25 protein-coding genes, 1 tRNA gene and 2 pseudogenes are annotated in these 25,221 nt (G+C 69.8%); 16 read left to right on the forward strand and 12 right to left on the reverse strand.

Annotated elements, in window-relative coordinates; translation table 11 throughout:
• Window positions 1-21: 21 nt before the first annotated feature.
• From ABT078_RS31245 to ABT078_RS31255, 3 genes are all read right to left on the reverse strand, one after another.
• Complete coding sequence (locus tag ABT078_RS31245; RefSeq protein WP_351233644.1) at window positions 22-351, reverse strand: FmdB family zinc ribbon protein; 330 nt, start codon at window positions 349-351, stop codon at window positions 22-24.
• Between the two features lie 68 nt (window positions 352-419).
• Entirely contained in the window at window positions 420-1,694 is a 1,275-nt protein-coding gene (locus ABT078_RS31250; RefSeq protein WP_351233646.1) for an MFS transporter, read from the reverse strand.
• A 441-nt stretch (window positions 1,695-2,135) separates the two neighbouring features.
• Window positions 2,136-3,686, reverse strand: a complete 1,551-nt coding sequence (locus ABT078_RS31255; RefSeq protein WP_502981400.1) for a potassium/proton antiporter — start codon at window positions 3,684-3,686, stop codon at window positions 2,136-2,138.
• 214 nt (window positions 3,687-3,900) lie between these two features.
• Here ABT078_RS31255 and ABT078_RS31260 point away from each other — a divergent pair, with 214 nt between their 5' ends.
• On the forward strand, window positions 3,901-6,708 hold the full coding sequence (locus ABT078_RS31260; RefSeq protein WP_351233648.1) for a penicillin acylase family protein: 2,808 nt from the start codon (window positions 3,901-3,903) through the stop codon (window positions 6,706-6,708).
• Window positions 6,709-6,799: 91 nt separating this feature from the next.
• Here ABT078_RS31260 and ABT078_RS31265 read toward each other — a convergent pair whose 3' ends face one another.
• Complete coding sequence (locus ABT078_RS31265; protein WP_351233650.1) at window positions 6,800-7,381, reverse strand: 5-formyltetrahydrofolate cyclo-ligase; 582 nt, start codon at window positions 7,379-7,381, stop codon at window positions 6,800-6,802.
• A gap of 107 nt (window positions 7,382-7,488) precedes the next feature.
• On the opposite strand from ABT078_RS31265, the gene galU reads away from it, so the two are divergent.
• The 7 genes from galU to ABT078_RS31300 all read left to right on the forward strand — a co-directional run bounded on the left by galU (window position 7,489) and on the right by ABT078_RS31300 (window position 12,940).
• Entirely contained in the window at window positions 7,489-8,391 is a 903-nt protein-coding gene (galU, locus tag ABT078_RS31270; RefSeq protein ID WP_351233652.1) for a UTP--glucose-1-phosphate uridylyltransferase GalU, read from the forward strand.
• Between the two features lie 4 nt (window positions 8,392-8,395).
• Window positions 8,396-9,772 carry a molybdotransferase-like divisome protein Glp gene (gene glp, locus ABT078_RS31275; protein WP_502981402.1) on the forward strand — a complete coding sequence of 459 codons (1,377 nt, stop codon included), beginning with the start codon at window positions 8,396-8,398 and terminating at the stop codon, window positions 9,770-9,772.
• A 79-nt stretch (window positions 9,773-9,851) separates the two neighbouring features.
• Complete coding sequence (gene moaC / locus ABT078_RS31280; protein WP_351233654.1) at window positions 9,852-10,343, forward strand: cyclic pyranopterin monophosphate synthase MoaC; 492 nt, start codon at window positions 9,852-9,854, stop codon at window positions 10,341-10,343.
• Window positions 10,340-10,930 carry a MogA/MoaB family molybdenum cofactor biosynthesis protein gene (locus tag ABT078_RS31285; protein ID WP_351233656.1) on the forward strand — a complete coding sequence of 197 codons (591 nt, stop codon included), beginning with the start codon at window positions 10,340-10,342 and terminating at the stop codon, window positions 10,928-10,930. Before moaC ends, ABT078_RS31285 begins: the two co-directional genes overlap by 4 nt.
• Window positions 10,931-10,947: 17 nt before the next feature.
• Window positions 10,948-11,553: a GNAT family N-acetyltransferase gene (locus tag ABT078_RS31290; RefSeq protein ID WP_351233658.1), complete on the forward strand. Its 606-nt coding sequence runs from the start codon at window positions 10,948-10,950 to the stop codon at window positions 11,551-11,553.
• 153 nt (window positions 11,554-11,706) lie between these two features.
• A complete protein-coding gene (gene sepX / locus ABT078_RS31295; protein WP_351233660.1) occupies window positions 11,707-12,780 on the forward strand; it encodes a divisome protein SepX/GlpR in 1,074 nt (357 codons plus the stop codon).
• Window positions 12,781-12,866: 86 nt separating this feature from the next.
• Window positions 12,867-12,940, forward strand: a tRNA-Ala gene (locus tag ABT078_RS31300).
• A 78-nt stretch (window positions 12,941-13,018) separates the two neighbouring features.
• On the opposite strand, the gene ABT078_RS31305 is transcribed toward ABT078_RS31300, so the two are convergent.
• A complete protein-coding gene (locus ABT078_RS31305; protein WP_351233662.1) occupies window positions 13,019-13,387 on the reverse strand; it encodes a tyrosine-type recombinase/integrase in 369 nt (122 codons plus the stop codon).
• Window positions 13,387-13,578: pseudogene (locus ABT078_RS42905) on the reverse strand (hypothetical protein); the annotation flags it as partial. The pseudogene ABT078_RS42905 and the gene ABT078_RS31305, both read right to left, overlap by 1 nt.
• A gap of 453 nt (window positions 13,579-14,031) precedes the next feature.
• Between ABT078_RS42905 and ABT078_RS31310 the strand changes: the two are divergent.
• From ABT078_RS31310 to ABT078_RS31340, 7 genes are all read left to right on the forward strand, one after another.
• Complete coding sequence (locus tag ABT078_RS31310) at window positions 14,032-14,205, forward strand: hypothetical protein (protein ID WP_351233664.1); 174 nt, start codon at window positions 14,032-14,034, stop codon at window positions 14,203-14,205.
• A 286-nt stretch (window positions 14,206-14,491) separates the two neighbouring features.
• On the forward strand, window positions 14,492-14,812 hold the full coding sequence (locus ABT078_RS31315) for a hypothetical protein (RefSeq protein ID WP_351233666.1): 321 nt from the start codon (window positions 14,492-14,494) through the stop codon (window positions 14,810-14,812).
• Between the two features lie 440 nt (window positions 14,813-15,252).
• Complete coding sequence (locus ABT078_RS31320; protein ID WP_351233668.1) at window positions 15,253-15,381, forward strand: hypothetical protein; 129 nt, start codon at window positions 15,253-15,255, stop codon at window positions 15,379-15,381.
• Between the two features lie 67 nt (window positions 15,382-15,448).
• On the forward strand, window positions 15,449-15,961 hold the full coding sequence (locus ABT078_RS31325; protein ID WP_351233670.1) for a hypothetical protein: 513 nt from the start codon (window positions 15,449-15,451) through the stop codon (window positions 15,959-15,961).
• A complete protein-coding gene (locus tag ABT078_RS31330) occupies window positions 15,924-16,619 on the forward strand; it encodes a tRNA ligase subunit PheS family protein (protein WP_351233672.1) in 696 nt (231 codons plus the stop codon). The genes ABT078_RS31325 and ABT078_RS31330 overlap by 38 nt, the downstream gene beginning before the upstream one ends.
• Window positions 16,616-16,846, forward strand: coding sequence for a hypothetical protein (locus ABT078_RS31335; RefSeq protein ID WP_351233674.1), 231 nt, complete (start codon window positions 16,616-16,618; stop codon window positions 16,844-16,846). Before ABT078_RS31330 ends, ABT078_RS31335 begins: the two co-directional genes overlap by 4 nt.
• Window positions 16,843-17,562, forward strand: a complete 720-nt coding sequence (locus tag ABT078_RS31340) for a hypothetical protein (protein ID WP_351233676.1) — start codon at window positions 16,843-16,845, stop codon at window positions 17,560-17,562. Before ABT078_RS31335 ends, ABT078_RS31340 begins: the two co-directional genes overlap by 4 nt.
• Here the strand turns inward: ABT078_RS31340 and ABT078_RS31345 are convergent.
• The 5 genes from ABT078_RS31345 to ABT078_RS31365 form a co-directional block, all read right to left on the reverse strand.
• Window positions 17,552-19,609 carry a phosphocholine-specific phospholipase C gene (locus tag ABT078_RS31345; protein WP_351233678.1) on the reverse strand — a complete coding sequence of 686 codons (2,058 nt, stop codon included), beginning with the start codon at window positions 19,607-19,609 and terminating at the stop codon, window positions 17,552-17,554. The two genes, ABT078_RS31340 and ABT078_RS31345, sit on opposite strands and share 11 nt — an antisense overlap.
• Before the next feature lie 242 nt (window positions 19,610-19,851).
• A complete protein-coding gene (locus tag ABT078_RS31350; RefSeq protein ID WP_351233680.1) occupies window positions 19,852-20,868 on the reverse strand; it encodes a 2-hydroxyacid dehydrogenase in 1,017 nt (338 codons plus the stop codon).
• Entirely contained in the window at window positions 20,865-22,040 is a 1,176-nt protein-coding gene (locus ABT078_RS31355; protein WP_351233682.1) for a lactate 2-monooxygenase, read from the reverse strand. Before ABT078_RS31355 ends, ABT078_RS31350 begins: the two co-directional genes overlap by 4 nt.
• A gap of 172 nt (window positions 22,041-22,212) precedes the next feature.
• Window positions 22,213-23,181, reverse strand: a complete 969-nt coding sequence (locus ABT078_RS31360) for a trypsin-like serine peptidase (protein WP_351233684.1) — start codon at window positions 23,179-23,181, stop codon at window positions 22,213-22,215.
• Window positions 23,182-23,353: 172 nt separating this feature from the next.
• A complete protein-coding gene (locus tag ABT078_RS31365; protein WP_351233686.1) occupies window positions 23,354-23,848 on the reverse strand; it encodes a GNAT family N-acetyltransferase in 495 nt (164 codons plus the stop codon).
• A gap of 35 nt (window positions 23,849-23,883) precedes the next feature.
• Between ABT078_RS31365 and ABT078_RS31370 the strand changes: the two genes are divergently transcribed.
• Entirely contained in the window at window positions 23,884-24,693 is an 810-nt protein-coding gene (locus tag ABT078_RS31370; RefSeq protein ID WP_351233703.1) for an exodeoxyribonuclease III, read from the forward strand.
• 175 nt (window positions 24,694-24,868) lie between these two features.
• Here ABT078_RS31370 and ABT078_RS31375 read toward each other — a convergent pair.
• A pseudogene (locus ABT078_RS31375) lies at window positions 24,869-25,221 on the reverse strand (IS701 family transposase); the annotation flags it as partial.

The raw sequence follows: 25,221 nt of genomic DNA on the forward strand, positions 1-25,221 counted from the left end.
GCTGTCGCCCCTCGCCAAGACTCAGGCGGCCGTGGATCCGCTGCTGGAGGACGTGCCGGAGCCGCTGGACGACGAGCTCGACGCCGCCGGCTTCGCGTCCGACGAGGACGTGGCGGTCGAAGTCGACGAGGGGGACGAGGAGGACGAGGACGCGGGCGAGCTACTCGACGACGCACCACGGCTGTCGTTCCTGTAGAAGCCGGAGCCCTTGAAGACAATGCCGACGGCCGAGAACACCTTCTTGAGGCGTCCCTGGCAGCTCGGGCACTCGGTCAGGGCGTCGTCGGTGAACTTCTGGACCGCCTCGAGGCCCTCGCCGCACTTGGTGCACTGGTACTGGTAGGTCGGCACTTGTCTTCCTCCTGGCACTCTCACTCGATGAGTGCTAACGACGGTCCATAGTGACGTATTCCGCGGGATCAGTCCACCGTCACCGGCACTCGGTGACCGATCCCACGTGCGACGGTACGGCTGTGCCCCCTCGGTGCGAGGCGGGAGCGCAGCGCCGCCAGAGTGGCGAGAGCGAGCGCGGTGCCCACCAGCGGGACCACGAATCCGGCGCTCGAGCCGTGGGCGTCGGCCAGCTGTCCGGCGACCGTCACCGCGGCCGCCTGGCCCAGCGCCACGGCACCCGTCAGCCAGGTGAACGCCTCGGTCCGGGCCGATGCCGGCACCAGCGTCTCGACCAGCGTGAATCCGCTGATCAGCGCGGGCGCGATGAACATGCCGACGACCAGGCCCAGTGCGCCGAGCAGTACCACGGAGTCGGCGGCCCACAGCAGTGACGCCGCGGCCGTCAGGCCCGCGTAGCCGAGCACCAGGCGGCGCCGCGGCCCGGACTTCCAGGCGATGGCGCCGACGGCGATGCCCGCCAGCATGTTGCCGGCCGCGAAGAGCCCGTAGAGCAGACCGTTCGCTCCGGGCCGGCCGATCTCCTCGGTGAACGCGGTCAGCGAGACCTGCATACCGCCGAAGACCGAGCCGATGCCGAGGAAGGCCACGGCCAGGACCCGCACGCCCGGGACGGACAGCGCCGATGTGTGCCGGGCTTGGGCGTCCTCGCCGTCGCGACGGCCGAAGGCGGGCTGCGTGCGGCTCTGAGCGGCGAACAGCAGGCCGCCGGCCAGCGTCAGCGCGGCCTCGGCGACCAGACCGGCGGCCGGGTGGATCCCGGTGCCCAGCGCGGTGGCCAGGACCGGTCCGACCACGAAGGTGAACTCGTCCGTGACGGACTCGAATGCGGCGGCCGTCGGCATCAGCGGGGAGCCTCCGACCTTCGCCGCCCAGCGGGCCCGCACCATGGGGCCGACCTGCGGCACGGACGCACCGGTCGGCACGGCCGCCGCGAACAGTGCCCACAGGGGCGCATTCGCGAGCGCCAGTGCGGTGAGCGCGACGACGGACGCGGTGTGTACGAGGACGCCGGGCACGAGCACGGCGCGCTGGCCGAAGCGGTCGGCGAGCTTGCCGCTCTGCGGCGCGAAGAGCGCCATGGAGACACCGGTGACTGCGGCGACGGCGCCGGCGCTGCCGTACGAGTCGGTGGTGTGCTGGACCAGCAGGACGATGCCGATGGTGAGCATCGCGAAGGGCTGCCGGGCAGCGAAGCCGGGGAGGAGGAAGGTCCAGGCCCCAGGGGTACGGAGCAGCTGTCCGTAGCCGGGGCGCTTGCCAGAAGCGACCGTGGACGCCACGGTCCTTGCCTTTCTGCCGCCTGGTAGCGCTCTCCGGGGTGCCGGGAGCAGCCGAGAGCTGTCCTCTTGCGCGGAACTGCGGTAGATACCGGTGCCCACTGCGGGGAGACTCGGCCGCCATACGGTCGCGCCAGCTCTGCGTCAGGCAGAGTTGGTCGATCAGTGTGCCTTCATGCTACAGGGGCCAACAGTCTTCAGGCCTGTGAAATTGCCGACCCGTACCGATCCGCACCTGGGATTAACCGACCGTTCAAATGGAGGCCTTGGCTCCACTCGAGTCGGCGGCCCTCCGGCAACCGTCCGAGCGGTCCGCGCGCCCTTCTGGCGGTGGCACCGGTGGTCCCGTAGCTCCGCGGCCCTCCGGCGCCCCCCGCACGGTCCGCAGGGTCCGCGCGGTCCGCGCGGTCCGCGTTCTCCGCGCGCGGCCTTCGGCCGTCCGCCTCAGCCCCCGCCGGTCCCCAGCCAGCCGGCAAGCTTTCCGCCCCGCCCGACCGCCCGCAGCCGTGCCTCCGCCGCGTCCCGCACCGGATCCGTCGCCACCACCAGCAGTTCGTCCCCGCGCCGCAGCACGGTCGAAGGGAGCGGTACGAAGCTCTTGCCCTCCCGCACGACGAGGGTGACCGCGGCCCCCCTCGGCAGCCGCAGCTCCGAGACCTCGACGCCGTGCATCCGGGACTTCTGCGGGATCGCCACGGACAGCAGATGCCCGCGCAGCCGCTCGAGCGGCGCCGACTCGATGCCCAGGTCGGCAGCGGCCTCGCCCCCGTTGCCGAGCCGTAGCGCCCTCGCCAGCCAGGGCAGCGTCGGCCCCTGTACGAGCGTGTAGACGACCACCAGCACGAAGACGATGTTGAAGATCCGTCTGCTGCCCTCGACCTCGTACACCATCGGAATCGTCGCCAGGATGATGGGGACGGCGCCGCGCAGGCCCGCCCAGGACATCAGCGCCTTCTCCTGCCAGGGCATCCCGAACGGCAGCAGACTGAGAACGACCGACAAGGGCCGCGCGACCATGGTCAGCACGAGTCCGATGACGACGGCCTTCCAGAAGTCGTGCACCAGCTCGTGCGGGGTCACCAGCAGGCCGAGCAGGACGAACATGCCGATCTGGGCGATCCAGCCGAGCCCGTCCGCGAAGCCCCGGGTGGCCGGCCAGTGCGGCAGCCGGGAGTTTCCGAGCACCATGGCCGCGAGATAGACGGCGATGAAGCCGCTGCCATGGGCGATGGCTCCGGCCGCGTACGCCGTCACGGCGATCGCCATGACGGCGATCGGGTACAGGCCCGACGCGGGCAGCGCCACATGGCGCAGGCCGAACGCGCCGGCGAAGCCCACCGCGAGACCGATCGCCGCGCCGATCGCCAGCTCCAGGACGATCTTCCCGATGAGGGCGTACCAGTTGTCCGTCGGCCAGGTCGTCGAAAAGGCCACGACCAGGATGACCACGGGGGCGTCGTTGAAGCCCGACTCCGCTTCCAGTACGCCGGTGATGCGCGACGGCAGCGGCACCCTCCGCAGTACGGAGAAGACCGCGGCGGCGTCCGTCGAGGAGACCACCGCGCCGATGATGAGCGCCTGGCGCCAGTCCAGTCCGACCAGGTAGTGCGCACCGGCAGCCGTGACCCCCACGCTCACCGCGATGCCGACGAGCGAGAGGGACGCCGCCGCGGGCAGCGCCGGCTTGATCTCCCTCCACTTGGTGCCCAGGCCACCCTCGGCCAGGATCACCACGAGTGCGGCGTAGCCGATCACCTGTGTCAGTTCGGCGTTGTCGAACGCGATGTTGAAAATGCCGTCCTGCCCGATGGCGATCCCGATGCCCATGTAGAGCAGCAGGCTGGGGAGCCCGCTTCGGGAGGAGATGCGCACGGCCGCGACAGCGATGAGCAGGACGAGCGAGCAGATGAGCAGGAGCTCGTTGAGGTCGTGGACAGACAGTGGCCGATCCTTCCCCTTGCGCCCGGATTGCCGAATCGTTCCTCCGGCACACAATCCGGAGGCGACACTTCGTTACCTTACCTAATCTTTAACGTTTCCTTGATGCCGATGATCATTTGGTCGCTCGCCGCTCGATCACAAGTTCGATGAATTCTGGCCAATGGCGTTGTTCGTATGGCGTTACTGATACCGCGTCCGGGCAAGATTCGCGCTGCGCCTATGGTTGCTCCAGCACTCCCTGGTCCACCCTGCCCCTCGAAGGACAGCGATGCCCGCCAACACCACCGCCCCTGCGGCCGACAAGCCCGCCAAGAGGAAGGGGCGACGCGCCCGTCTGATCGTGATCCTCCTGGTGTTGTCGCTGGTCGGGGGCGTCGGCTACGGCTCGTACTGGGGCGTGAGCGCCGTACGTGCCTCCTTCCCGCAGACCACCGGCACGATCAAGCTCAAGGGCCTGTCGGGCCCCGTCGACGTCAAGCGCGACGCCAACGGCATTCCGCAGATCTACGCGAGCAGCGACGAGGATCTGTTCAAGGCCCAGGGCTACGTCCACGCCCAGGACCGCTTCTGGGAGATGGACGTACGGCGCCATGTGACCGCCGGCCGGCTCTCCGAGATGTTCGGCTCCGGGTCGGTCGAGACGGACGCCTTCCTGCGCACGCTCGGCTGGCGCAAGGTGGCCGAGCGGGAGTACGAATCCGAGCTGTCGCCCGATACCAAGAAGCACCTCCAGGCCTACGCGGACGGCGTGAACGCCTACCTGGAGGGGCGGAACAACAAGGACATCTCCGTCGAGTACGCCGCTCTCGGCTTCACCAACGACTACAAGCCCGAGAAGTGGACGCCGGTCGACTCGGTGGCCTGGCTCAAGGCCATGGCCTGGGATCTGCGCGGCAACATGCAGGACGAGATCGACCGTTCGCTGATGAACAGCAGGCTGAGCGCGCAGCAGATCAAGGAGCTGTACCCGGCCTATCCGTACGAGTCGAACCAGCCGGTCGTCCAGCGCGGCGCCGTCGACCCCGACACCGAGAAGTGGGACCCGGAGGCCGAGCCGTCCTCGGACTCGGACTCGGACTCCGACTCCGGCTCGACGGGCTCGGCGGACAGCGGATCGAACGCGTCCGTGCAGGGCACCCAGGGCGCTCAGGGGACCCAGTCCGACCAGGACGCGCAGGGCATGCAGTCCCAGCTGTCCGCGCTCTCCGACTCCCTCGACGGCATCCCGGCCCTGCTCGGCCCGAACGGCAACGGCATCGGCTCCAACTCCTGGGTCGTCTCGGGTGAGTACACGACCACCGGCAAGCCGCTGCTGGCCAACGACCCGCACCTCGCGCCGCAGCTGCCCTCCCTCTGGTCGCAGATGGGCCTGCACTGCCGCGCGGTCTCCGACAAGTGCACGTTCGACGTCGCCGGATACACCTTCTCCGGCATGCCGGGTGTGATCATCGGTCACAACCAGGACATCGCCTGGGGCTTTACCAACCTCGGTGCCGACGTCACGGACCTCTACCTGGAGAAGATCTCCGAGACCGGCTACCTGTCCGGCAAGACGATCAAGCCGTTCACGACCCGCGAGGAGATCATCAAGGTCGCCGGCGGCGAGAGCCACACCATCCTGGTCCGCGAGACCGAGCACGGCCCGCTGGTCTCCGACCGCAGCGACGAGCTGGAGGGCGTCGGCAAGCGCGCACCGGTCACCTCCGCCCCGGACCGGGCCGCGGGCTACGGCGTGGCGCTGCGCTGGACCGCGCTGGACCCGGGCAAGTCCATGGACGCGGTCTTCAAGCTCAACCGCGCCAAGGACTGGGACAGCTTCCGCGCCGCCGCCGAGGACTTCGAGGTCCCGTCCCAGAACCTGATCTACGCCGACACCAAGGGCAACATCGGCTACCAGGCGCCCGGCAGGATCCCGATCCGCGCCGAAGGCCTGGACGGTTCCATGCCGGCGCCGGGCTGGGACCGGGACTCCGGCTGGAAGAAGTACATCCCCTTCGACGAACTGCCGTACGAGTACAACCCGAAGCGCGGGTACATCGTGACGGCCAACCAGGCCGTCGTGGACGCGAAGAAGTACCCGTACCAGATCACCACGGACTACGGCTACGGCTCCCGCAGCCAGCGGATCAACGACCTCATCGAGGCGAAGACCAAGGACGGCGGGAAGATCTCCACGGACGACATGCGCACCATGCAGATGGACAACAGCAGCGAGATCGCCAAGGACCTGACGCCGTATCTGCTGAAGATCGACATCTCCGACCCGTACGTGCGGGAGGCGCAGAAGCTGCTGGAGGGCTGGGACTACACCCAGGAGCCGGACTCCGGGGCCGCGGCCTACTTCAACGCCGTGTGGCGAAACGTCCTCAAGCTCGCCTTCGGCAACAAGCTGCCCAAGGAGCTGCGCGTCGAGGGCGAGTGCCTCAACGTGTCTCCCGTGGACAACGCGGGACCGGTCGACGACCTGCACCGGCTCGTGCGCGAGTGCGGCCAGCGCGACGCCGAGTCGGCCCAGCCGGACGGCGGCGACCGCTGGTACGAGGTGGTGCGCGGGCTGCTGAAGAACGAGACCAGTGAGTGGTGGCAGACCCCGCCGAACCGCAACGAGATCGGCACCGCGACCCGTGACGACCTGCTCAAGCGGGCCATGGACGACGCCCGCTGGGAGCTCACCGCCAAGCTCGGCAAGGACGCCTCCACCTGGAGCTGGGGGCGGCTGCACCAGCTGACGCTGAAGAACCAGACGCTCGGCACCGAGGGCCCCGGCGCCCTGCAGTGGGTGCTCAACCGCGGCCCGTGGAACCTGGGCGGCGGCGAGGCCACCGTGAACGCGACCGGCTGGAACGCGGCGGGTGGCTACGAGGTGATCTGGGTGCCGTCGATGCGGATGGTCGTCAACGTGGGGGACTGGGACAAGTCCCGCTGGATCAATCTGACCGGCGCCTCCGGGCACGCCTACAACGCGCACTACACCGACCAGACCGACAAGTGGGCCAAGGGTGAGCTGCTGGACTGGGCGTACGGGGACGAGGCGGTCGAGGCGGCGACGCAGGACACGCTGGTGCTCAGGCCGTGATCCTCGGGCCGCTCAGGGCGTGATCCCCGGGACCGGGACCGGGGCCGGGGGCCTCGGTCCCGGGGCGCGGGCTTCAGGTCGTTCGGGCCGCTCAGGCCGTGAAACGGCGGACGCCTTCGGGCGTCACCACCGCGTGCACGGGGTGGTCGTGCGGTTCCTCCGGGACCAGCGCGACCACCTCGTTCGCGTACAGGAGCACCACGAGCCGCGGCTGGGCACCCGCCCGGGAGAGCCGGGCGAGCACGCGGTCGTACGAGCCGCCGCCGCGGCCGAGCCGCATCCCGCGCTCGTCCACCGCGAGCCCGGGCAGCAGCACGGTCTCCGCGTCCAGTACGGCGTTGTGGCCGAACCGCGGCCCGTCCGGCTCCATCAGTCCGCGCCGGGCGGGCACGAGATGGTCCGGGCCCTCGTACTCCGCCCAGTCGAGATCGTTGTCGTCGAGGAGCACCGGGAGAAGCACGCGCACGCCCCGCGTGCGCAGCGCGTCGATCAGCGCACGCGTGCCCGGTTCGCGCCCCACCGACACATAGGCGGCCACGGTGCGTACGGCGGCAAGTTCGGGGAGCTCGAGCGCGTGCCGAGCGAGAACCAGGGAAGCCTCGCGGACGTCTTCAGGGGACAGCAGGCGTCGTGCGTCGAGCAGTTCACGCCGTACTGCGCTCTTTCCGGACATGTCCGCATCCACGAAAACCTCACAAACCACGGCCAATATGTCTGTATGAGGAGAAAGTTAACCGGAGGCTAATCTTCCGCCCATACGCAGCAGATATGGTGCTGCGCATGACTCAGTCCCACACCAGGATCAGCAAGGCTGTCATCCCGGCCGCGGGCCTCGGAACCCGGTTCCTGCCCGCTACGAAGGCCACTCCCAAAGAGATGCTGCCTGTCGTCGACAAGCCGGCCATCCAGTACGTCGTCGAAGAAGCGGTGGGCGCTGGTCTCACGGACGTCCTCATGGTCACAGGCCGCAACAAGCGCCCCCTCGAGGACCACTTCGACCGCAACTACGAGCTGGAGGAGGCGCTGAGGCGCAAGGGCGACGGCGACCGTCTCGCCAAGGTCCAGGAGTCCAGCGACCTCGCCACTATGCACTATGTGCGCCAGGGTGACCCCAAGGGCCTCGGCCACGCCGTCCTGTGTGCCGCCCCGCACGTGGGCGACCAGCCCTTCGCGGTCCTCCTCGGCGACGACCTGATCGACCCGCGCGACCCGCTGCTGTCCCGGATGGTCGACATACAGGAGCGCGAGGGCGGCAGCGTCATCGCCCTGATGGAGGTGGATCCGGCCCAGATCCACATGTACGGCTGCGCCGCCGTCGAGCCCACCGGTGACGACGACGTCGTCAGGGTGACGGCCCTGGTCGAGAAGCCCGAGCCGGCCGACGCGCCGAGCAACTACGCGATCATCGGCCGTTACGTCCTCGACCCCGCCGTCTTCGAGATACTGCGCAAGACCGAGCCGGGCCGCGGCGGCGAGATCCAGATCACCGACGCCCTGCACAAACTCGCCGCCGACGAGAAGATCGGCGGCCCGCTCCACGGCGTCATCTTCAAGGGCCGCCGCTATGACACCGGCGATCGAGGCGACTACCTCCGTGCCATTGTCAGACTCGCGTGCGAACGTGAAGACCTGGGCCCGGATTTCCGGACCTGGCTTCGCCGTTACGTCACCGAGGAGATGTAGCACTTTGAGCAGTACGGCAACACCGTCCACCGGCCCGGGCGCGGGCACCGCCGGGGGTGCCGCCGCGGGCACTGCCGGGAGTGCCGCGGCGCTGTGGTCCGTGGACGAGCACCTGGAGGACATCCTCGGCGCGATCCGCCCGCTCGACCCCATCGAGCTGCCGCTGGCCGACGCCCAGGGCTGTGTCCTGGTTGAGGACGTGACCGTCCCGGTAGCCCTGCCGCCCTTCGACAACAGCTCGATGGACGGGTACGCGGTCCGAGTCGCCGACATCGCGGGCGCGAGCGAGGAGTTCCCTGCGGTCCTCACGGTCATCGGCGATGTGGCAGCCGGCAGCGGAGAGCCGCCCACCGTCGGCCCCGGCCAGGCTGCCCGCATCATGACCGGAGCGCCCCTGCCGCCCGGCGCCGAGTCGGTCGTCCCCGTCGAGTGGACCGACGGCGGCGCGGGCTCCGGGGCGGCGACGACCATGCGCCCGGCCGGCGCCGCGCCCGAGGGCGCGAGCGGCGAGGTCAGGGTCCACCGGCCCGCGGAGGCCCGCGCGCACGTCCGTGCGCGCGGCAGCGACGTCCAGGCGGGCGATCTCGCCCTGACCGAGGGCACGGTCCTCGGCCCGCCGCAGATCGGTCTGCTCGCCGCCATCGGCCGCGCCACCGTGCGGGTGCGGCCCCGTCCGCGCGTCGTCGTGCTCTCGACCGGCAGCGAACTGGTCCAGCCCGGCGAGGAGCTGCCCGAGGGCAAGATCTACGACTCGAACAGCTACGCGCTCACCGCAGCGGCCCGCGACGCCGGTGCCATCGCCTACCGCGTCGGGGCGGTGACCGACGACGCCGACGAGCTGCGCGCCACCATCGAGGACCAGCTCATCCGCGCCGATCTGCTGGTCACCACGGGCGGTGTCAGCGTCGGCGCCTACGACGTCGTCAAGGAGGCGCTCTCCTCGGTCGCCGACGAGGACGAGCCGGGCAGCGGGATCGACTTCCGCAAGCTCGCCATGCAGCCGGGCAAGCCGCAGGGCTTCGGCTCGATCGGCCCCGACCACACCCCGCTGCTCGCCCTCCCGGGCAACCCCGTCTCGTCGTACGTGTCGTTCGAGCTGTTCGTCCGCCCGGCCATCCGCGCACTGATGGGTCTGAAGGACGTCCACCGCCCGCGCGTGCACGCCGAGGTCCAGGCCGACAAGGCGCTGCCGTCGCCGGCCGGGAAGCGTCAGTTCCTGCGCGGTGCCTACGATGCGGAGAAGGGCACCGTCACCCCGGTCGGTGGCAGCGGGTCCCACCTGATCGCGGCGCTCGCCCAGGCCGACGCGCTCATCGTGGTCCTCGAAGACGTCACGTCCCTCGAGCCGGGCACCGAGACGGAGGTGGTCCTGCTCCGCTGACGGGAGGTGGTCCTGCTCGGCTGAGCGCTCCGCCGTGGCGGTACGGTGTCTGACCACACAGTGACCAGGAGCCACAGCAATGAGCGCGCAGCAAGGACTCACACACATCGACGAGGCGGGCGCGGCCCGCATGGTCGACGTCTCCGAGAAGAGCGTCACCGCGCGCACCGCCCGCGCCAGCGGCCGGGTCCTCGTCTCGCCGCGAGTCGTCGAGCTCCTGCGCGGCGACGGAGTCCCCAAGGGCGACGCCCTCGCCACCGCGCGGATCGCGGGCATCATGGGCGCCAAGCGCACGCCCGACCTGATCCCGCTGTGCCACCCGCTGGCGGTCTCGGGCGTGAAGCTGGACCTGACCGTGGCCGATGACGCCGTCGAGATCCTTGCGACGGTGAAGACGACGGACCGCACCGGCGTCGAGATGGAGGCCCTGACGGCGGTGTCCGTGGCCGCGCTGACCGTCGTCGACATGATCAAGGCGGTCGACAAGGCGGCCGTCATCTCCGACATCCGGGTGGAGGAGAAGACGGGCGGCAAGTCGGGCGACTGGTCGCGCGAAGGAGTGACACGGTGACCCCGCGCGCCGGCGAGGTCCACAGCCACGCGCACGGGACCGCGCCCCGGCACGACGAGGCCGGCCGCACGCCGCGCCGCGCCCTGGTCGTGACCGCCTCCAACCGTGCCTCGGCCGGCGTCTACGAGGACAAGGGCGGCCCGATCCTCGCCGAAGGGCTCGCGGACATGGGCTTCGAGGTCGAAGGCCCCCGGGTCGTCCCCGACGGCGACCCGGTCGAGGCGGCCCTGCGCGAGGGCGTCGCCGCGGCGTACGACGTCATCCTCACCACCGGCGGCACCGGCATCTCGCCCACCGACCGCACCCCCGACGCCACCCGCCGGGTCATCGACTACGAGGTTCCCGGCATCCCCGAGGCGATCCGGGCGTACGGCCTGGCGAAGGTCCCCACGGCCGCGCTGTCCCGTGGCCTGGCCGGTGTCGCGGGCGGCCGCACCCTGATCGTCAATCTGCCGGGTTCGACGGGTGGGGTACGGGACGGGCTCGCCGTCCTCGGCCGGATCCTGCCGCACGCCGTCGACCAGATCCGTGGCGGTGACCATCCCGGACCCGCCGACCCCTCCGGACCCACCGGGAGTCCAAGCTGAACGCCCCGTCCTGGCCCGTGGTCCTGACGGACGGTGATGTCACCCTCCGCCCCATAAAGCTGCGCGACCAGCGCGCATGGCGCGAGGTGAACCGGCGGAACCGCGACTGGCTGCGCCCCTGGGAGGCGACCGTCCCGCCGCCCGCCCCCGGCGGCCCGATGGCTCAGCGCCCCACCTACCGCCAGATGGTCCGCCATCTGCGTGCCGAGGCCAACGCGGGCCGGATGCTCCCGTTCGTGGTCGAGTACAGGGGCGAGCTCGTCGGCCAGCTCACCGTCGCGGGGATCACCTGGGGCTCGATGTGCTCGGGCCATGTCGGCTACTGGGTCGACCGCGACGTCGCGGGCCGCGGGGTGATGCCGACCGCCGTCGCGCTCGCCGTCGACCACTGCTTCCGCACGGTCGGACTGCACCGCATCGAAGTCTGTATTCGCCCCGAGAACGGGCCGAGCCGCAGGGTCGTCGAGAAACTCGGATTCCGCGAAGAGGGACTCCGGCCCCGCTATCTGCACATCGACGGTGCGTGGCGGGACCATCTGGTCTTCGCACTGACAGCCGAGGAGGTGCCGGAGGGGCTGTTGCGCCGCTGGCACCAGGCACGACCCGCGCGTCACGACAAATAAAATAATTGTTCGAATTTGATCGTCATCCGGCCGCATCGTGATCGCCGGTCGATCTGAAGAATCACAAAAAAAGTCAGTGATATCAGCCAGATCGTGCGACACACCGGGCCAATTGGCCGATGCCCTCGTGCGAACCCCTCTACGGTGTGATGCGTGAGCAGCAGCGGCCTCATCTATGCAGTCATCGTCGGGGCCTGGGCCGCCTACTTGGTGCCGATGTGGCTCCGCAGGCAGGACGAGCTCAACGAAGCCCGTCCGACGGAACGCTTCAGCACCGCCATCCGGCTGCTGTCCGGACGGGCGGGAATGGAGCGCCGGTACGCCAAGGAGCTGCGTGAGCGCATCGCCGAGGAGGAGACGCCCGCCGACGCCGACCCGGATGCCGAGACGGACCGATTGAGTTCCGTCGACGTCCGGGCCTTCGCCGCGCCTCCGGCCCGTACGGAGGCCCGCATCCGACCTCCGGCGCGTGCCCCGCGCGGGAACGGGCCCGCGGCCGCCGGTGCGGCCGCCGCGCGTGCCCGGCGCTCGAAGGTCCTCGCGCGCCGACGGCGCACCACAGTGGTCCTCTTCCTCGCCTTCACGCTCGGCGCGATCGTCGCCGCGGTCGGCGGCCTCGGCTTCCTCTGGGCACCCGCGGCTCCGGCCGTCCTCCTCACCGCGTACATCGCGCATCTACGCGCGCAGGAGCGCCGCCGCTTCGTGTACGTCATGGACCGGCGCCGCGCGGAGGCCGCGGCGAAGCGCCTCCGCGAGCGCCGCCGGCCTGCCGCACCCGCACCTGCACCCGCGGCCGCGGAGCCGGACGAGGAGCCCGAGTCCTGCCCGGAACCCGAATCCTCCCCCAGGCTTCGTGCGGGGGGACCCCCGCCCGCGGTCTCACCGCAGGAGGCGGGCCGCCGCGCCCTGGTCGAGCAGACCGACCATGCGGAGTGGGTCGACCAGCAGCGCGACCCGGGCCCGCCGGCCCGCGGCGACAGCTGGGACCCGGTCCCGGTTCCCCTCCCGACGTACGTCACGGCCCCGGTGGCCCCGCGCGCCACCAGCGGCATCGATGTCACGGACCCGGAAACCTGGAGCTCGGCCCGCTCCTCCCCGGCCGAACCCTCCGCACCGGCCCCCCCGCGCCAGCGCACCACCCCGCCCCGCCGCACCCGCGACCACGGTCGCACCCCCCTCTTCGACCAGTACGCCGACGAGGACCGCCCGCGCGCGGCCAACGAGTGAGACCTGGGAAACCCTGCTTCCTCTGACCAGCGAGGAACGGATTTCCAAGCACCCCGATCGGGATGCTAAGGTTTCACTCGTTGCAAGGGCCTGTGGCGCAGACTGGTAGCGCACCTCGTTCGCATCGAGGGGGTCAGGGGTTCAAATCCCCTCAGGTCCACAACACAACGGGTCAGAGCCCCTGCCGGAGAGATTCGGCAGGGGCTCTGTCGTGCTGTACGGCAGCGAAGTACAGCAACTACTTCCGTTCCGGCCCGTCCAGGTGCTTGCCGAGCTTCCGCAGCGCCTTGCGTGTCGCCTCGGACGGGGTGTGCGTGTAGACCTCCATCGTGACCGCGATCTTGCTGTGACGAAGGATCTGCGTCGCGATGCGCGGGTGCACGTCGAGGGCGGCGAGCAGTGACCCGCAGGTGTGGTGGGTGTCGTGCAGACGGATTGTGCGGACACCTGCCTTGGCCGACCGGGCCGCGAATGCGCGGTTGAAGTCACGCGGCTCAATCGGGCTGCCGTATCGCGTGGTGAAGACGACGTCTGACGCAGTCCACGCGGTGCCGGCCGCTGCCTTGGCGATGGCTTGAGCCTTCTGCCGAAGCTGCAACGCCGTCACGCAGGCACCACCCCCTCGAACTCCACCGGCCGCCCGCGCTGCCCCACGGGCACCACACCAGAGGGCACCGCGGCCGGGACCACCTCAGGCGGACCGGCAGGAACAGGCGCCACATCGGCGGGATCCGGCACCACAGGAGCCGTCCACTGCTGCGGCACCAGCGCGAGCACTCCAGCAACCCTCACGCCGAGCCCGGCGCAATGGACTTGGGTGCGAAGCTCGCCGTACTGGTCACGATCACCGCAGTTCTCGGGCTCGCCATTGCTGCTGCCCGCTGGTTCAAGTCACAGGAACGGTAGCCAGGGCCTGGGTCGGCCACCAACGGCCGTTCGGCAGCCGTGCCCCCTCCGTGGCCGATCAAGCGGGAGACCACGCTGAACCACGGAGGCGAGCGGACACCGCACAGCACAACGACCCCTGATCGATTCACCTGGACAGGGGTCGTTAACCTGCGGTGGGTGTGGAATCGAGGCCCCGGTGACATCGCTGCCACGACGGTTTTCGAGATCGCTCAAGGGGTCCCGCTGATCGCCTGGCATGGCGATCAGGCGTACAACTATCTTTGTTGCGTCACGTCAAGTGGCCGATCGGGTCACCCGGTCTGATCCCGGCCAGTACTCGAGTTGAAGTCAGGGATGAACCAAGTGACACGCGAACGAAGAATCGCAGGTGCGGTACTCCTGGGGGTGGCCGGGGTGGTCATGGCGGCGTCCCTGCCTTACACCCATGGAGCCCTGAGCATCACGCTGACGGTCGCGGGCGTCTGTCTCGCCCTCGCCGGCGCGGCGCGCGAGTTCCTCAGGTCCAGGGAGCCATAGTCCTCTGAGGACCGATGTGCGTGGCCGGGTCGGTATGGTTTACCTGTGCCGTGCTCGGGGCCGCACTTGATGGGCCAAGCCGTATTCACCTTGACCTGACGCCGATCGCAGAGGCGTGCCCGGCGCGTGCCCCATCAAGCGGGGCCGAGCGAGGAACCACGGGGAAGAGCAGAGACATCGACGCTCCCACGCAGGTCAGCGGGTTCTCAGCTCAGCAAGCACCCGCATACGAGGCCTTCCGAACTAGGGCTTCACCGCAGGGCCGACGCATAGTTAGTCTCGGCCCATGCCCCAGCGAATCATGTACGTGCAGCTAAAAACGGGATATGACACCGACCGCGGCCCGTCGTGGATCGCCCGGGTTCGATTCTCCAAGACCTGGAAGACGGCTTACTTCCACGGTCGTACACTGCGCCGTTGGCCGGGAATGTTCGACGCCAACTTCTCCGACGTAGAAACGGAAGAGCAATTCTGGATCTCTGGTCCAAAACGGGACCAGTCCGACGGTCGGTACAGTCGGGCCCTGCCAGAAGTGGACGAAGACGCCCGCGACGCATATGAGGCATTCCTGCAGGGAGCCCGGTTGCCGGGGCGTGAGCACGGATAAGTGATCCGCGCCTTGCCGCCCACAGCCGGCCTCTCGCAGGGCGCCATCTCGACGTAAGCGATGAATCACTGGGCGATCGAACCTCTGTGGCGGTGGTCATGCTGCTCGTGCGGTACAGCAGCTAAGTACAGCAACCACGGCGACCGCAGCCGATCCTCAATGCACCTGGGAAGCCGAGCCGTCTGCCCAGCAGACCTCAGCGACCGTCGCGCCCATGGTTCGCATCGAGGGGTCAGGGGTTCAAATCCCCTCAGGCTCACAACACAACGCGCCGTTCTCGGGTTCACCCGCGAACTGATCACGAGATCCCGGTCGGACGGTCACCGTCGGATCGGGATCTCGGCGTTTCAGGCGCGATTAGTACGCACGTCTGCCCAACAGCTCGCTGGTGCCTCGCCCAGGAACAGGATTTCGCCGTGCGAACTGCTGCACTCCCTCCCTTGATCTCATCCCGTGAGCTACTGCTTCACGAGATGGCCGACGCGATCAAGGCCGTTGGTAGGCTGCGCTACGGCAACCTGGCCGCATGTCGAGGCTTGGCGATGCTCCTGGGGGAGCTGAGCAAATGACGGGTTGTCGATTTCCGCTCCCTGTCGTGCCCTGTCGGGTTGCACAGAGAACTACGGAGTGGGTGAGTTGACAGACATCGAGAGCTTGCGGCGATCCTTCATGGAGGAATTGTCCAAAGCGTCACAAAGGTCCGAGCTCGAAGCGCTGCGGACTTCGTTTCTGGGCCGGCGCAGCTTTATCAAGGAAGAATTTCGTCGCCTGCCGGAGCTTCCCGAAGAGGAGCGTCGCGCGTACGCCGCCCGGTTGAACGAGCTCTCGCAGCAGATGCAGGGCGAGATCGACGCCAGAGTGAGTGCCGCCCGCAAGGCCGAGACGGCCAAGCAACTGGAAGCGGAGTGGCTGGACGTCACCCTGCCCGGTCAGGCCCACCGAGTGGGGTCCTGGCACCCACTCACCGAGGTCGAGCAGCGCTGTCTGACCGTCCTGCGGAAGCTCGGCTTTGAACGACTCCGTTGGCAAATGGACAAGGCGGACATCCTGGCTCTGACTCTGGCTGGGAGTGGATCACTTGACCTGCGGTCCGTGAGTCATAGCGACCTCCATGGCCAGCGGTTCGTCCCTTTCCCAACGGAGTCTTGAACGTGCCGAGGGTCCCGAAGTCGAGGACGCTTACCACAACTTCGACGCCCTCAACATCCCGAAGCACCACCCGGCCCGCGACATGCAGGACACCTTCTGGCTGGACGCCGGGAAGCTGCTGCGCTCCCACACCACGACCGTGCAGGCGCGGATCCTCGGCGAGGGACGCGAGGTCCCGATCAAGGTCGCGGCCGCCGGCCGGGTCTACCGGAACGAGGCCGTGGACGCCACCCACCTGGCCATGTTCCACCAGCTGGAGGGCTTTTGGCTGGAGCCGGGTCTGAGCGTCGGCCACCTCAAGAGCCTGCTCGGCTTCGTCGCGAAGGAACTGTACGGCGAGGACATCAAGTTCCGCTTCAAGCCCAAGTACTACCCCTATACCGAGCCGTCCCTCGGTCTCGACATCGCGTGCACCAACTGCGGCGGCGACGGATGCGAGGCCTGCCACCACATCGGCTGGGTCACCATCATCGGCGCCGGCATGATCCACCCTGCCGTCCTGCGCGAGTTCGGCTACGACCGCGACGGGATCACGGGCATCGCCTTCGGCTGGGGCACCACCCGAATGACCTCGCAGTTGCTGGGCGTGACCAAGGTGCGCCCGCTCTACGGATCGGACCAGCGTCTGCTGAACAATCTTCACCGAGGCCACCAGTGAAACTGACCATCGCAGGTCTCCGCACCTTCCTCCCCGGTCTGCCGGACGACGCCACCACCTTCCGCAACGCCCTGGACGAGTCGGGTCTGGAGGTGAAGTCCATCGACGCGGACGGCCCGAGGACGACCGTGACGCTGGAGTTCCTCGCCAACCGTGGAGACCAGGCGCCGGCGGTCCCGGGACCGTCGAGCCGGGCTGCCCGGTTCCGCTCTACGATCACCATGTGAAGCCTATGGCCAGGGCCGTGCGCATCGTCGTGTCGGATCACGCGCGGACCTCCGTCTTTCCCGCGCACCCCTCGTCGTACGAGATCATCGACCCCGAAGAAGTACGGGAGTTGGTGGCCGTCCTGGTGGACGCGCCGATGCCGCCGGACGATCTCGTGTGCATGTGCCAGGACGAGAGTCGGCTCACGCTGTACGACGCCGCCGGTCAGCGCATCCGCCGCTTCCACGGGAACTGGCCGCGGCTGCTGGATCCAGCGGATCCGGGCGGCATCCCCGGCCGGCACCGGGCCGCCTGGGCCGCGGCCGCGCCGGGGGCGTTGCGGGAGTACGCAGAAGGGTGGGCACGGGGCGACGCCCCGGGCGCCGGCAGTGTGCAGGGCGTGCGGCCGGCAGTGGTGTTCGGGTGGCTGGGGAAGGCGCCGGCCGGTGGGGGTGCCGCCCGGCTGCTGGCCCGGTGTGCACCGCTCGCGCTGCTGGAGGCGGCGGTGACGGAGGAGCTGGCGTGGGCCGTGCGGGAGAGCGATGCGGTCGGGCTGGACGGGGCCGTGGAGTTCTTCGCGAGCGAGGGGTTCACGGGCCGGCATCCGAAGAAGCGGCGGGTCGGTGCGACGGCGCGGGACATGCTGCTCAGACATGCGCGTACGCGCCGCCCCGAGCACCTCGCGGTGCTGGAGCGGCGCGTGCTGCAGACGGCCGAGGACCGGATCAGGCGGTGAGGATGCCCGGGTCGGACAGGCCCGGGGCGCCGGTTTCGACGTGGCCCGCGAAGCGCCGGATGAAGTCGGACGAGGTCGTGGAGGTGACCGTCACGTCGTACCAGTCGCGGCAGGTGCTCAGGTCGACCGAGTGCCTGACAGTCGCACCCTTGCGGACCGTGAAGGTCCGCGGAGCGCCCGTGTAGACGTTGGTGACGGTGAGCCGGGCGTCGGCCGTACCGGCATGGGTGAAGGTCAGGTCGAGATTGCCGGTGGCCGCGTTGTGGCGGGCGGTGACCTCGGGGCCTGCGGTCTTCCCCGGGTTGCGGAAGCGGCGCAGGAAGCCGTTCGGGCCGTGGACGGTCAGGTCCGTGATGCCCTTCGAGTACTTCGTGTTCCAGCTGTCCGCGATCGACTTGCCCGCCTCGGTCGTGTACGTCCAGGGCGCGTCGGTGCGGTTCGCCGAGGTGACGTAGAACTGGGCGCCCGCGTCGTGCCCGCCGCTGAAGGTGAGCCGGTACTTGCCGGTGGTGATGTCCGCTGAACCGTCCACGTACGGCGCGTACGCGAGCGGGCGGGTGGGCTTGGTGCCCGGCTCCTGCCGGGGCATCGCGCCGACGGCCGGGGCGGGGGCCAGGAAGTCGGGGTGGCGGTCGTTGTCCGGCGGGTAGTAGTCGGCGGTCGGCGGCAGTTCGGCCGGCACCGTCTCCGTACGCGCGAAGTCGAAGGCGGAGGTCAGGTCGCCGCATACGGCGCGCCGCCACGGCGAGATGTTCGGTTCCCGGACCCCGAAGCGGCGCTCCATGAAGCGGACGATCGAGGTGTGGTCGAAGGTCTCGGAGCAGGTGTAGCCGCCGGTGCTCCAGGGGGAGACGACGAGCATGGGCACGCGGGGACCGAGGCCGTACGGTCCGGCGACATAGCCGGACGCACCCGGGAACCAGTCCAGTGCCGTCGGGGTCGTGGACAGGCCCTGGGCCGCGGACGCCGGCACGTACGGCGGCACCACGTGGTCGAAGAAGCCGTCGTTCTCGTCGTAGGTGATGAACAGGGCGGTACGGGCCCACACGTCGGGGTCCGACGTCAGGGCGTCGAGGACCTGTGCGATGTACCAGGCACCGTAGTTGGAGGGCCAGTTGGAGTGCTCCGAGAATGCCTCGGGGGCGGCGATCCAGGAGACCTGCGGGAGCCGGCCCGCCTGGACGTCGGCGCGGAGGACGTCGAAGAAGCCGTCGCCCTTCGATGCGTCGGTGCCCGTGCGGGCCTTCTCGTGCAGCGGGTTGCCGGGCTGGGCGTTCCGGTACTTGTTGAAGTACAGCAGGGAGTTGTCGCCGTAGTTGCCGCGATAGGCGTCGTCTATCCAGCCCCAGTGGCCGGCGGCGTCGAGGCCGTCGCCGATGTCCTGGTAGATCTTCCAGGAGATCCCGGCCGCTTCGAGACGCTCGGGGTACGTGGTCCAGTCGTACCCGGCCTCGGCGTTGTTGAGGACCGGGCCGCCGCCCTTGCCGTCGTTGCCGGTGTGGCCCGTCCACATGTAGTAGCGGTTCGGGTCGGTGGAGCCGATGAAGGAGCAGTGGTACGCGTCGCAGATGGTGAAGGCGTCGGCGAGCGCGTAGTGGAACGGGATGTCCTCGCGTGTCAGGTACGCCATGGTGGTGGCGGTCTTCGCAGGCACCCACTGGTCGTACTTGCCGTGGTTGAACGCCTTCTGGCCGCCCGCCCAGTCGTGGTTGAGGCCCTGGAGGAACTCCATGCCGAGGTCGTCGCTCGGGGGCCGGAACGGCAGCGTCACTTTCTTGCCGTCCGCCTGGTTCCACACGGACTTGCCGCTGGGCAGGGTGACGGGGCGCGGGTCGCCGAAGCCGCGTACGCCCCTCATCGCACCGAAGTAGTGGTCGAAGGAGCGGTTCTCCTGCATCAGGACGACGATGTGCTCGACGTCCTGGAGGGTGCCCGTGCTGCCCTGGGCGGGGATGGCGGCAGCCCTGGCGATGCTGTCGGACAGCAGGGTGAGCCCGGTGGCGCCCCCCGCCAACTGAAGGAAGCGACGGCGGTTGAGTTCTGCCATGGGTGAGGTGACCTCTGCTAGTAGGGAACTGGCGAGAAGCGCCCCAAGGACAGCGCGCGCGGGGTACCTCCCGGCGGACGCCCCATGACTGCCCGGGATACGGACGGCGAACGCCGCGGGCCACAGTTCCCCACGGCCCTCGTCCTCCGCCGCCCTCTGCCGGTGACCGGTGACCGGTGACCGGTGGCCGGAAAAGGCAGCGGCCGCCGGTGCCTCGAGCCGGCGGCCGGCGGAGCGGCGGGCTACGCCACGACGTCCCGCAGCGGTTTGCCGTCCATGTGGCCGATCACGTTCTGGACGGCCGCCAGGGCGATGCGGACCAGCGTCTCGCGGGTGACGCCGGCGACGTGCGGGGACAGGACGACGTTCGGGGACTTGAGCAGGCGGAGGGCCGCGGTCGGCGGTTCGGGGTCGAAGACGTCGATGCCCGCGCCCGCCAGGGTGCCCGAGGCCAGGGCGTCGGCCAGGGCGTCCTGGTCGACGAGGGCGCCGCGGGCGGTGTTGACGAGGAAGGCCGTCGGCTTGAGGAGGGCGAGGCGGGCGTCGTCGATGAGGTGACGGGTGTCGTCGGTCAGCGGGGCGTGGAGGGTGATGTAGTCGGACGCGCGCAGGAGGTCGTCGAGGGGGACGTGACGGGCGCCGCCGAGGCGGTTCTCGGTCTCCTGCGGCACACGGTTCCGGCCGGAGTAGAGGATCTTCATGTCGAACGCGACCGCGCGGCGGGCGACTTCCTTGCCGATGTGACCGAGCCCGACGATGCCCAGTGTCTTGCCCGACAGTTCGGTGAGGGACCGCTGGAGGCGCGGAAGTGCCCAGTCGGCGTCGACGAGGGCGGTGTGGGCGGGGATCAGCTGTTTGGCGAGGGCGAGCATGAGGGCGAAGGTCTGCTCGGCCACGCATCGACTCTCCGCGCCGCTGGAGCCGATGTTGCAGACGGCCACGGAACGGGCGCGGGCGGCGTCCAGGTCGATGTAGTCGTAACCGTGGCTCGCGCACTGGACGAGTTCCAGCGCGGGGGCGGCGGCGATGTGGCCGGCGGTCACCGGGCCGAGCCCGGTGACGATGACGTGCGCGTCCCGCAGGGCGGCGGGGTCCTCGTCCGTCGTCTCGACGACCGTCACCCGGGCGCCGGGCAGCAGACCGGCGAGGGCCGCCCCGGCGGTACGCCCCCCGACGTGGGGGGAGATGACGGCGAGGACGTTCTTGGGGCCGTCTCCGGCGGCGAGGTTGCCCGTGCTCGTGTTCATGCCGGTGCTCATGCGGACTCCCTGACGAGGTCGTCGGTGGTCAGCGAACCCGGACCTGCGTGGCCCGACAGCGCCAGCGTCAGGTCGAACTCGGCCAGCAGACAGCGGATGACGTGGTCGACGCCCGCCTGCCCGTCGAGGCCGAGGCCGTACGCGTACGGGCGGCCCAGCAGCACGGCGCGGGCGCCCAGCGCGAGGGCCTTGAAGATGTCGTCGCCCGTGCGTATGCCGCTGTCGAAGAGTACGGTCAGGCGGTCGCCGACCGCCTCGACGACCCGAGGCAGCGCGTCGGCCGCGGCCACGGACCCTGCTACCTGGCGCCCGCCGTGGTTCGAGACCACCACGCCGTCCATGCCCGCGTCGGCCGCGCGGCGCGCGTCGTCCGGGTGCAGGATGCCCTTCAGCACGATGGGGCCGTCCCAGTGCTCGCGCAGGAAGCCGAGGTCCGGCCAGGTCTTGGCCGGGTCGGCGAACATGCCCACGAAGTGCATCACGGCCGCGTTCGGATCCTCGTGCACGGGCTTGGCGAGACCGGCCTGGAAGGCGGGGTCGGAGAAGTAGTTCGCCGTGCCGACGCCGTGGAGGAACGGCAGATACGCCTGGTCCAGGTCGCGGGGCCGCCAGGCCAGCAGCGGAGTGTCCAGGGTGACGATCAGCGCCGTGAACCCGGCGGCCTTCGCCCGCGCCAGGAAACTCGCCGTCACCTCGCGGTCCTTGGCCCAGTACAGCTGGAACCACCGCTCCCCGTCGCCCATCGCCTCGGCGACCTGCTCCATCGGCGTGCTCGACGCCGAGGACAGGATGTACGGCACTCCGCGCGCGGCGGCCGCACGCGCGGCGGCCGGCTCCGCGTCCGGGTGCATGATCGACAGTACGCCGACGGGCGCGAGGGCCACCGGCGCCGGGATCGTCCGCCCCAGCACCTCCACAGCGAGGTCCCGCTGGTGCACGTCGCGCAGCATGCGCGGCACGATCCGCCAGCGGTCGAGGGCGGCGCGATTGGCGCGCGCGGTGCTGCCGCTGCCCGCGCTGCCCGCCACATAGCCGAACGGGCCGGGGCCGAGGCGGTGCTCGGCCAGCTCCTCGAGCCGGGTCAGATCGGTGGGCAGCCGTGGCACGGTGCCCGTCATGCCGTTCAGATAGATCTCGTACTGGAAGTCCGCCCAGTGCGGTGTCGTCGCCATGCCGGAGATCCTCGCTGTGCGGGACGAGCCGCGTCCATGGCCGTGCGGGTGTTCGGTCTCGTCCGGGCCCGTCGAGGGACCCGATGTCTCACGGCTGCCCTTCCGCCGCCGCGCCGGTGAGGGGCGCGGGGTGTGGCCGGCAAGGGGTGCGCCCCGCCGGCCACACCGGGGTTCAGGACACCTGCGCCTTGTCGTACAGCGCCTTCGCCTCATTGCCGAAGTACGGGCCGAACATCCGGTTCGGCAGGAAGGTGTAGCCGAAGCTGTTCACCGAGACCTGCAGACCGGTGCCCGCCGTCTCGCTGAAGCCGGTGAACCAGGGACCGCCGCTGGAGCCGCCTGTCATGTTGCACCCCAGGCTGTGGTCCTGCGAGAAGAGGAAGTCGCGTGAGCTGTTCCCGCTGCAGTGGATCAGCTTCGTGCCGTCGTACGGGGACGCGGCCGGGAAGCCGAAGGCGTACATCTGCTTGTTGTAGCCGCCGTTGAACTGGATGCCCTGCGCGCCGGTGACCGAGGTGAGCTTCTGGCCGTTCAGCGGGGCGACGACCGCTGCGCCGATGTCGTGGTTGATGTCCTCGCTCGCCTCCCACTGCGGGGTGGTGAGTGTCTTCGACGCGGCCCACTGGCCGTACGGGGCCTGGCCGTTGTCGTATGCGGGCACGAAGACCCAGTTGGTGTGCCAGCTGCCCTGGTACTTGACGCAGTGCCCGGCCGTGATGACCGTGCTGGCGTTCTGACCGGTCACGGCGTTCCCGGAGCAGGATGCCGTACGGCCCTGGAAGGTGAAGAACACCCGGCCGGAGGTCTTCACGACGGCGCCGCCACCCGTCCAGGGGCCGCCCGCCTGCGGGAAGGCGGTGGGTGCGACGGCGGCGGGAGTGGGCGCGACGGTCGTCGTGACGCCGCCGGGCTTCGGGGCCTTGAGGGCCTTGAGCGCGCTCGTGCCGAGGTGCAGATCGAGCGGGGTGGCGCTCCGCATCCGGTCCGCGGTCCAGAAGGCGGCCGCCGTGTGCTGTGCGGCGGCCGGGACGCTGTGGGCCGAAACCGGTGCGGGGGTGGCCGCGTTGGCGGTCGTCAGGCCGCCCGTGAGCAGGGCTCCGACGGCTGACAGAATGCCTGCGGCTGTGCGATGGCGTCTCACGCATGTCTCCTTCTGCCGTGGCAGGTGTGGGGATGAGAACGGTGCGGATCGGCGTGCGTGAGGCAGGGTGCCACGGAGGCACAGGTTCTGTCAGGAGCGCGTCAGGTCATTGCCGGGTCGCCGGCGGGTCGTCGTCGGGTCGCCGTCGGGCCTTGATCGGGCCCCGGTCGGATCATGACGTGAGCGATTTGGCGAAGCAGCGGCTGCTCTCGTACTCCCGGTAGTGACCGAACTTCGCGCACAGTTCGTAGCCGCTCGACGTGTACAGCCCGATCGCCTCGGGCTGGGCCGTGCCGGTCTCCAGCACCATGCGGGTCCGGCCGGCGGCGCGGGCGTCCTCCTCCAGTGCCGCCAGGATGTGCCGGGCGAGGCCCAGGCCGCGCGCCTCCGGGACGACGTACATCCGCTTCAGCTCGGCGTCGCCGTCCTCGTACCCTTCGTCGTTCCTGTCCTGGGAGCGCCAGCCGCCGGTGGCGACGGGGCGGCCCAGCTCGTCGTACGCGAGCAGGTAGAGTCCACGCGGCGGGCGGAACATTGACGCGTCGAGCGGTGTGACATCGCCCCCGTCGCCGTAGCGCGCGACGTATTCGAGCTGCACCTGGTCGTTGAGTTTGACGGCGTCGGGGTGGTCGAAAGCGGTCGGATATCCATGCGCAGTATCGTACATGTATGCACGTGGTGACTCTCGGATATTGTGCCGGGATGCTCACCGTGACCACCGTGAATGTCAACGGACTGCGCGCCGCCGCGAAGAAGGGCTTCGTCGAGTGGCTGGCGCAGACATCCGCCGATGTGGTGTGCCTGCAGGAGGTACGGGCCGAGGCGCACCAGCTCCCCGAGGAGGTCCGCGCCCCCGAGGGCTGGTACGTGGTCCACGTGCCCGCCGCTGCGAAGGGCCGCGCGGGCGTCGCCGTCCACTCGCGGCGCGAGCCGGACGCCGTGCGGACCGGGTTCGGCAGTGAGGAGTTCGACGGCAGCGGCCGCTATGTCGAGGTCGACCTGCCCGGTGTCACGGTGGCGAGCCTCTATCTGCCCTCGGGTGAGGTCGGCACCGAGCGGCAGGACGAGAAGTTCCGCTTCATGGACGCGTTCCTTCCGTATCTCAAGGGCCTGAGGGAGCGGGCGGCGGCCGGGGGCCGTGACGTACTGGTGTGCGGCGACTGGAACATCGCGCACCGGGAGGCCGACCTCAGGAACTGGAAGGGCAACAGGAAGAACTCCGGATTCCTGCCGGAGGAGCGCGAGTGGCTCGGCCGTGTGTACGACGACGGGGAGGACGGCGCGGGGTACGTGGACGTCGTGCGGGCGATGCATCCCGAGCAGGAGGGGCCGTACTCGTGGTGGTCGTACCGCGGCCGGGCCTTCGACAACGACACGGGGTGGCGGATCGACCTGCTGGTCGGGACGCCGCGGCTGGCCGGGAAGTGTGTGAAGGCGTACGTGGAGCGGGCGGCGAGTCATGGTGAGCGGTGGAGCGACCATGCGCCGGTGACGGCGGTCTTCGAGGTCTAGTACTCCAGCAGTACTTCGTGGCTTGACCTGGGGAAACGTCGAGCGGTGGGAGTGTAGCGGGCAGGATGCCGTCACGGACGGCTTCTGCTCGCCCGCCCCTCGAAGGAGTGCCCACGACGGTGGTAGTGACAACGGCGCGCAACCGCTTGGCGTCGCCGGCGCCAGCGCGACCAGTTCAACGCGTGGGTGCGGGCGCGGGGGTCTGGGGGTGCGTGAGCTGCCAGGAGTCGCCGGACTTCTGCCACAGTGAGCTCGATGACCTCGGCCTTCCCATCGCTGGAGCCCCCTTTTCGGCTGCTCGCGCACTCATCACCGCGAGGAAGGCGTGTGCAAGCATGGCAAGGGTGATGTGCCGGTACCAGCCGACGTAGCGGCGGACCTCGTACTCGTCCAGGCCACACTCGTTCTTCGCCGCCTGGAAACACTCCTCGATCGCCCACCGGGCACCGGCCACTCGCACCAGCTCGTCCACGCGGACATCCAGGGGTGCATAGGCGAGGTAGTAGGCGATCTCGTCCGGCCGGCTCA

It is taken from the genome of Streptomyces sp. NPDC002133 (genome assembly GCF_040296405.1).
GTDB lineage: Bacteria > Actinomycetota > Actinomycetes > Streptomycetales > Streptomycetaceae > Streptomyces.

Bases quoted from the DNA above. Each gene is read 5' to 3' on its own strand.
- ABT078_RS31265 (WP_351233650.1), bottom strand. From the start codon at position 7,381: ATGTCCGGAAAGAGCGCAGTACGGCGTGAACTGCTCGACGCACGACGC.
- ABT078_RS31355 (WP_351233682.1), bottom strand. From the start codon at position 22,040: ATGGCGACGACACCGCACTGGGCGGACTTCCAGTACGAGATCTATCTG.
- ABT078_RS31315 (WP_351233666.1), top strand. From the start codon at position 14,492: ATGCCCCAGCGAATCATGTACGTGCAGCTAAAAACGGGATATGACACC.
- ABT078_RS31260 (WP_351233648.1), top strand. From the start codon at position 3,901: ATGCCCGCCAACACCACCGCCCCTGCGGCCGACAAGCCCGCCAAGAGG.
- ABT078_RS31370 (WP_351233703.1), top strand. From the start codon at position 23,884: ATGCTCACCGTGACCACCGTGAATGTCAACGGACTGCGCGCCGCCGCG.
- galU (WP_351233652.1), top strand. From the start codon at position 7,489: ATGACTCAGTCCCACACCAGGATCAGCAAGGCTGTCATCCCGGCCGCG.
- ABT078_RS31345 (WP_351233678.1), bottom strand. From the start codon at position 19,609: ATGGCAGAACTCAACCGCCGTCGCTTCCTTCAGTTGGCGGGGGGCGCC.
- ABT078_RS31350 (WP_351233680.1), bottom strand. From the start codon at position 20,868: ATGAGCACCGGCATGAACACGAGCACGGGCAACCTCGCCGCCGGAGAC.
- moaC (WP_351233654.1), top strand. From the start codon at position 9,852: ATGAGCGCGCAGCAAGGACTCACACACATCGACGAGGCGGGCGCGGCC.
- ABT078_RS31330 (WP_351233672.1), top strand. From the start codon at position 15,924: ATGGCCAGCGGTTCGTCCCTTTCCCAACGGAGTCTTGAACGTGCCGAG.
- ABT078_RS31365 (WP_351233686.1), bottom strand. From the start codon at position 23,848: ATGTACGATACTGCGCATGGATATCCGACCGCTTTCGACCACCCCGAC.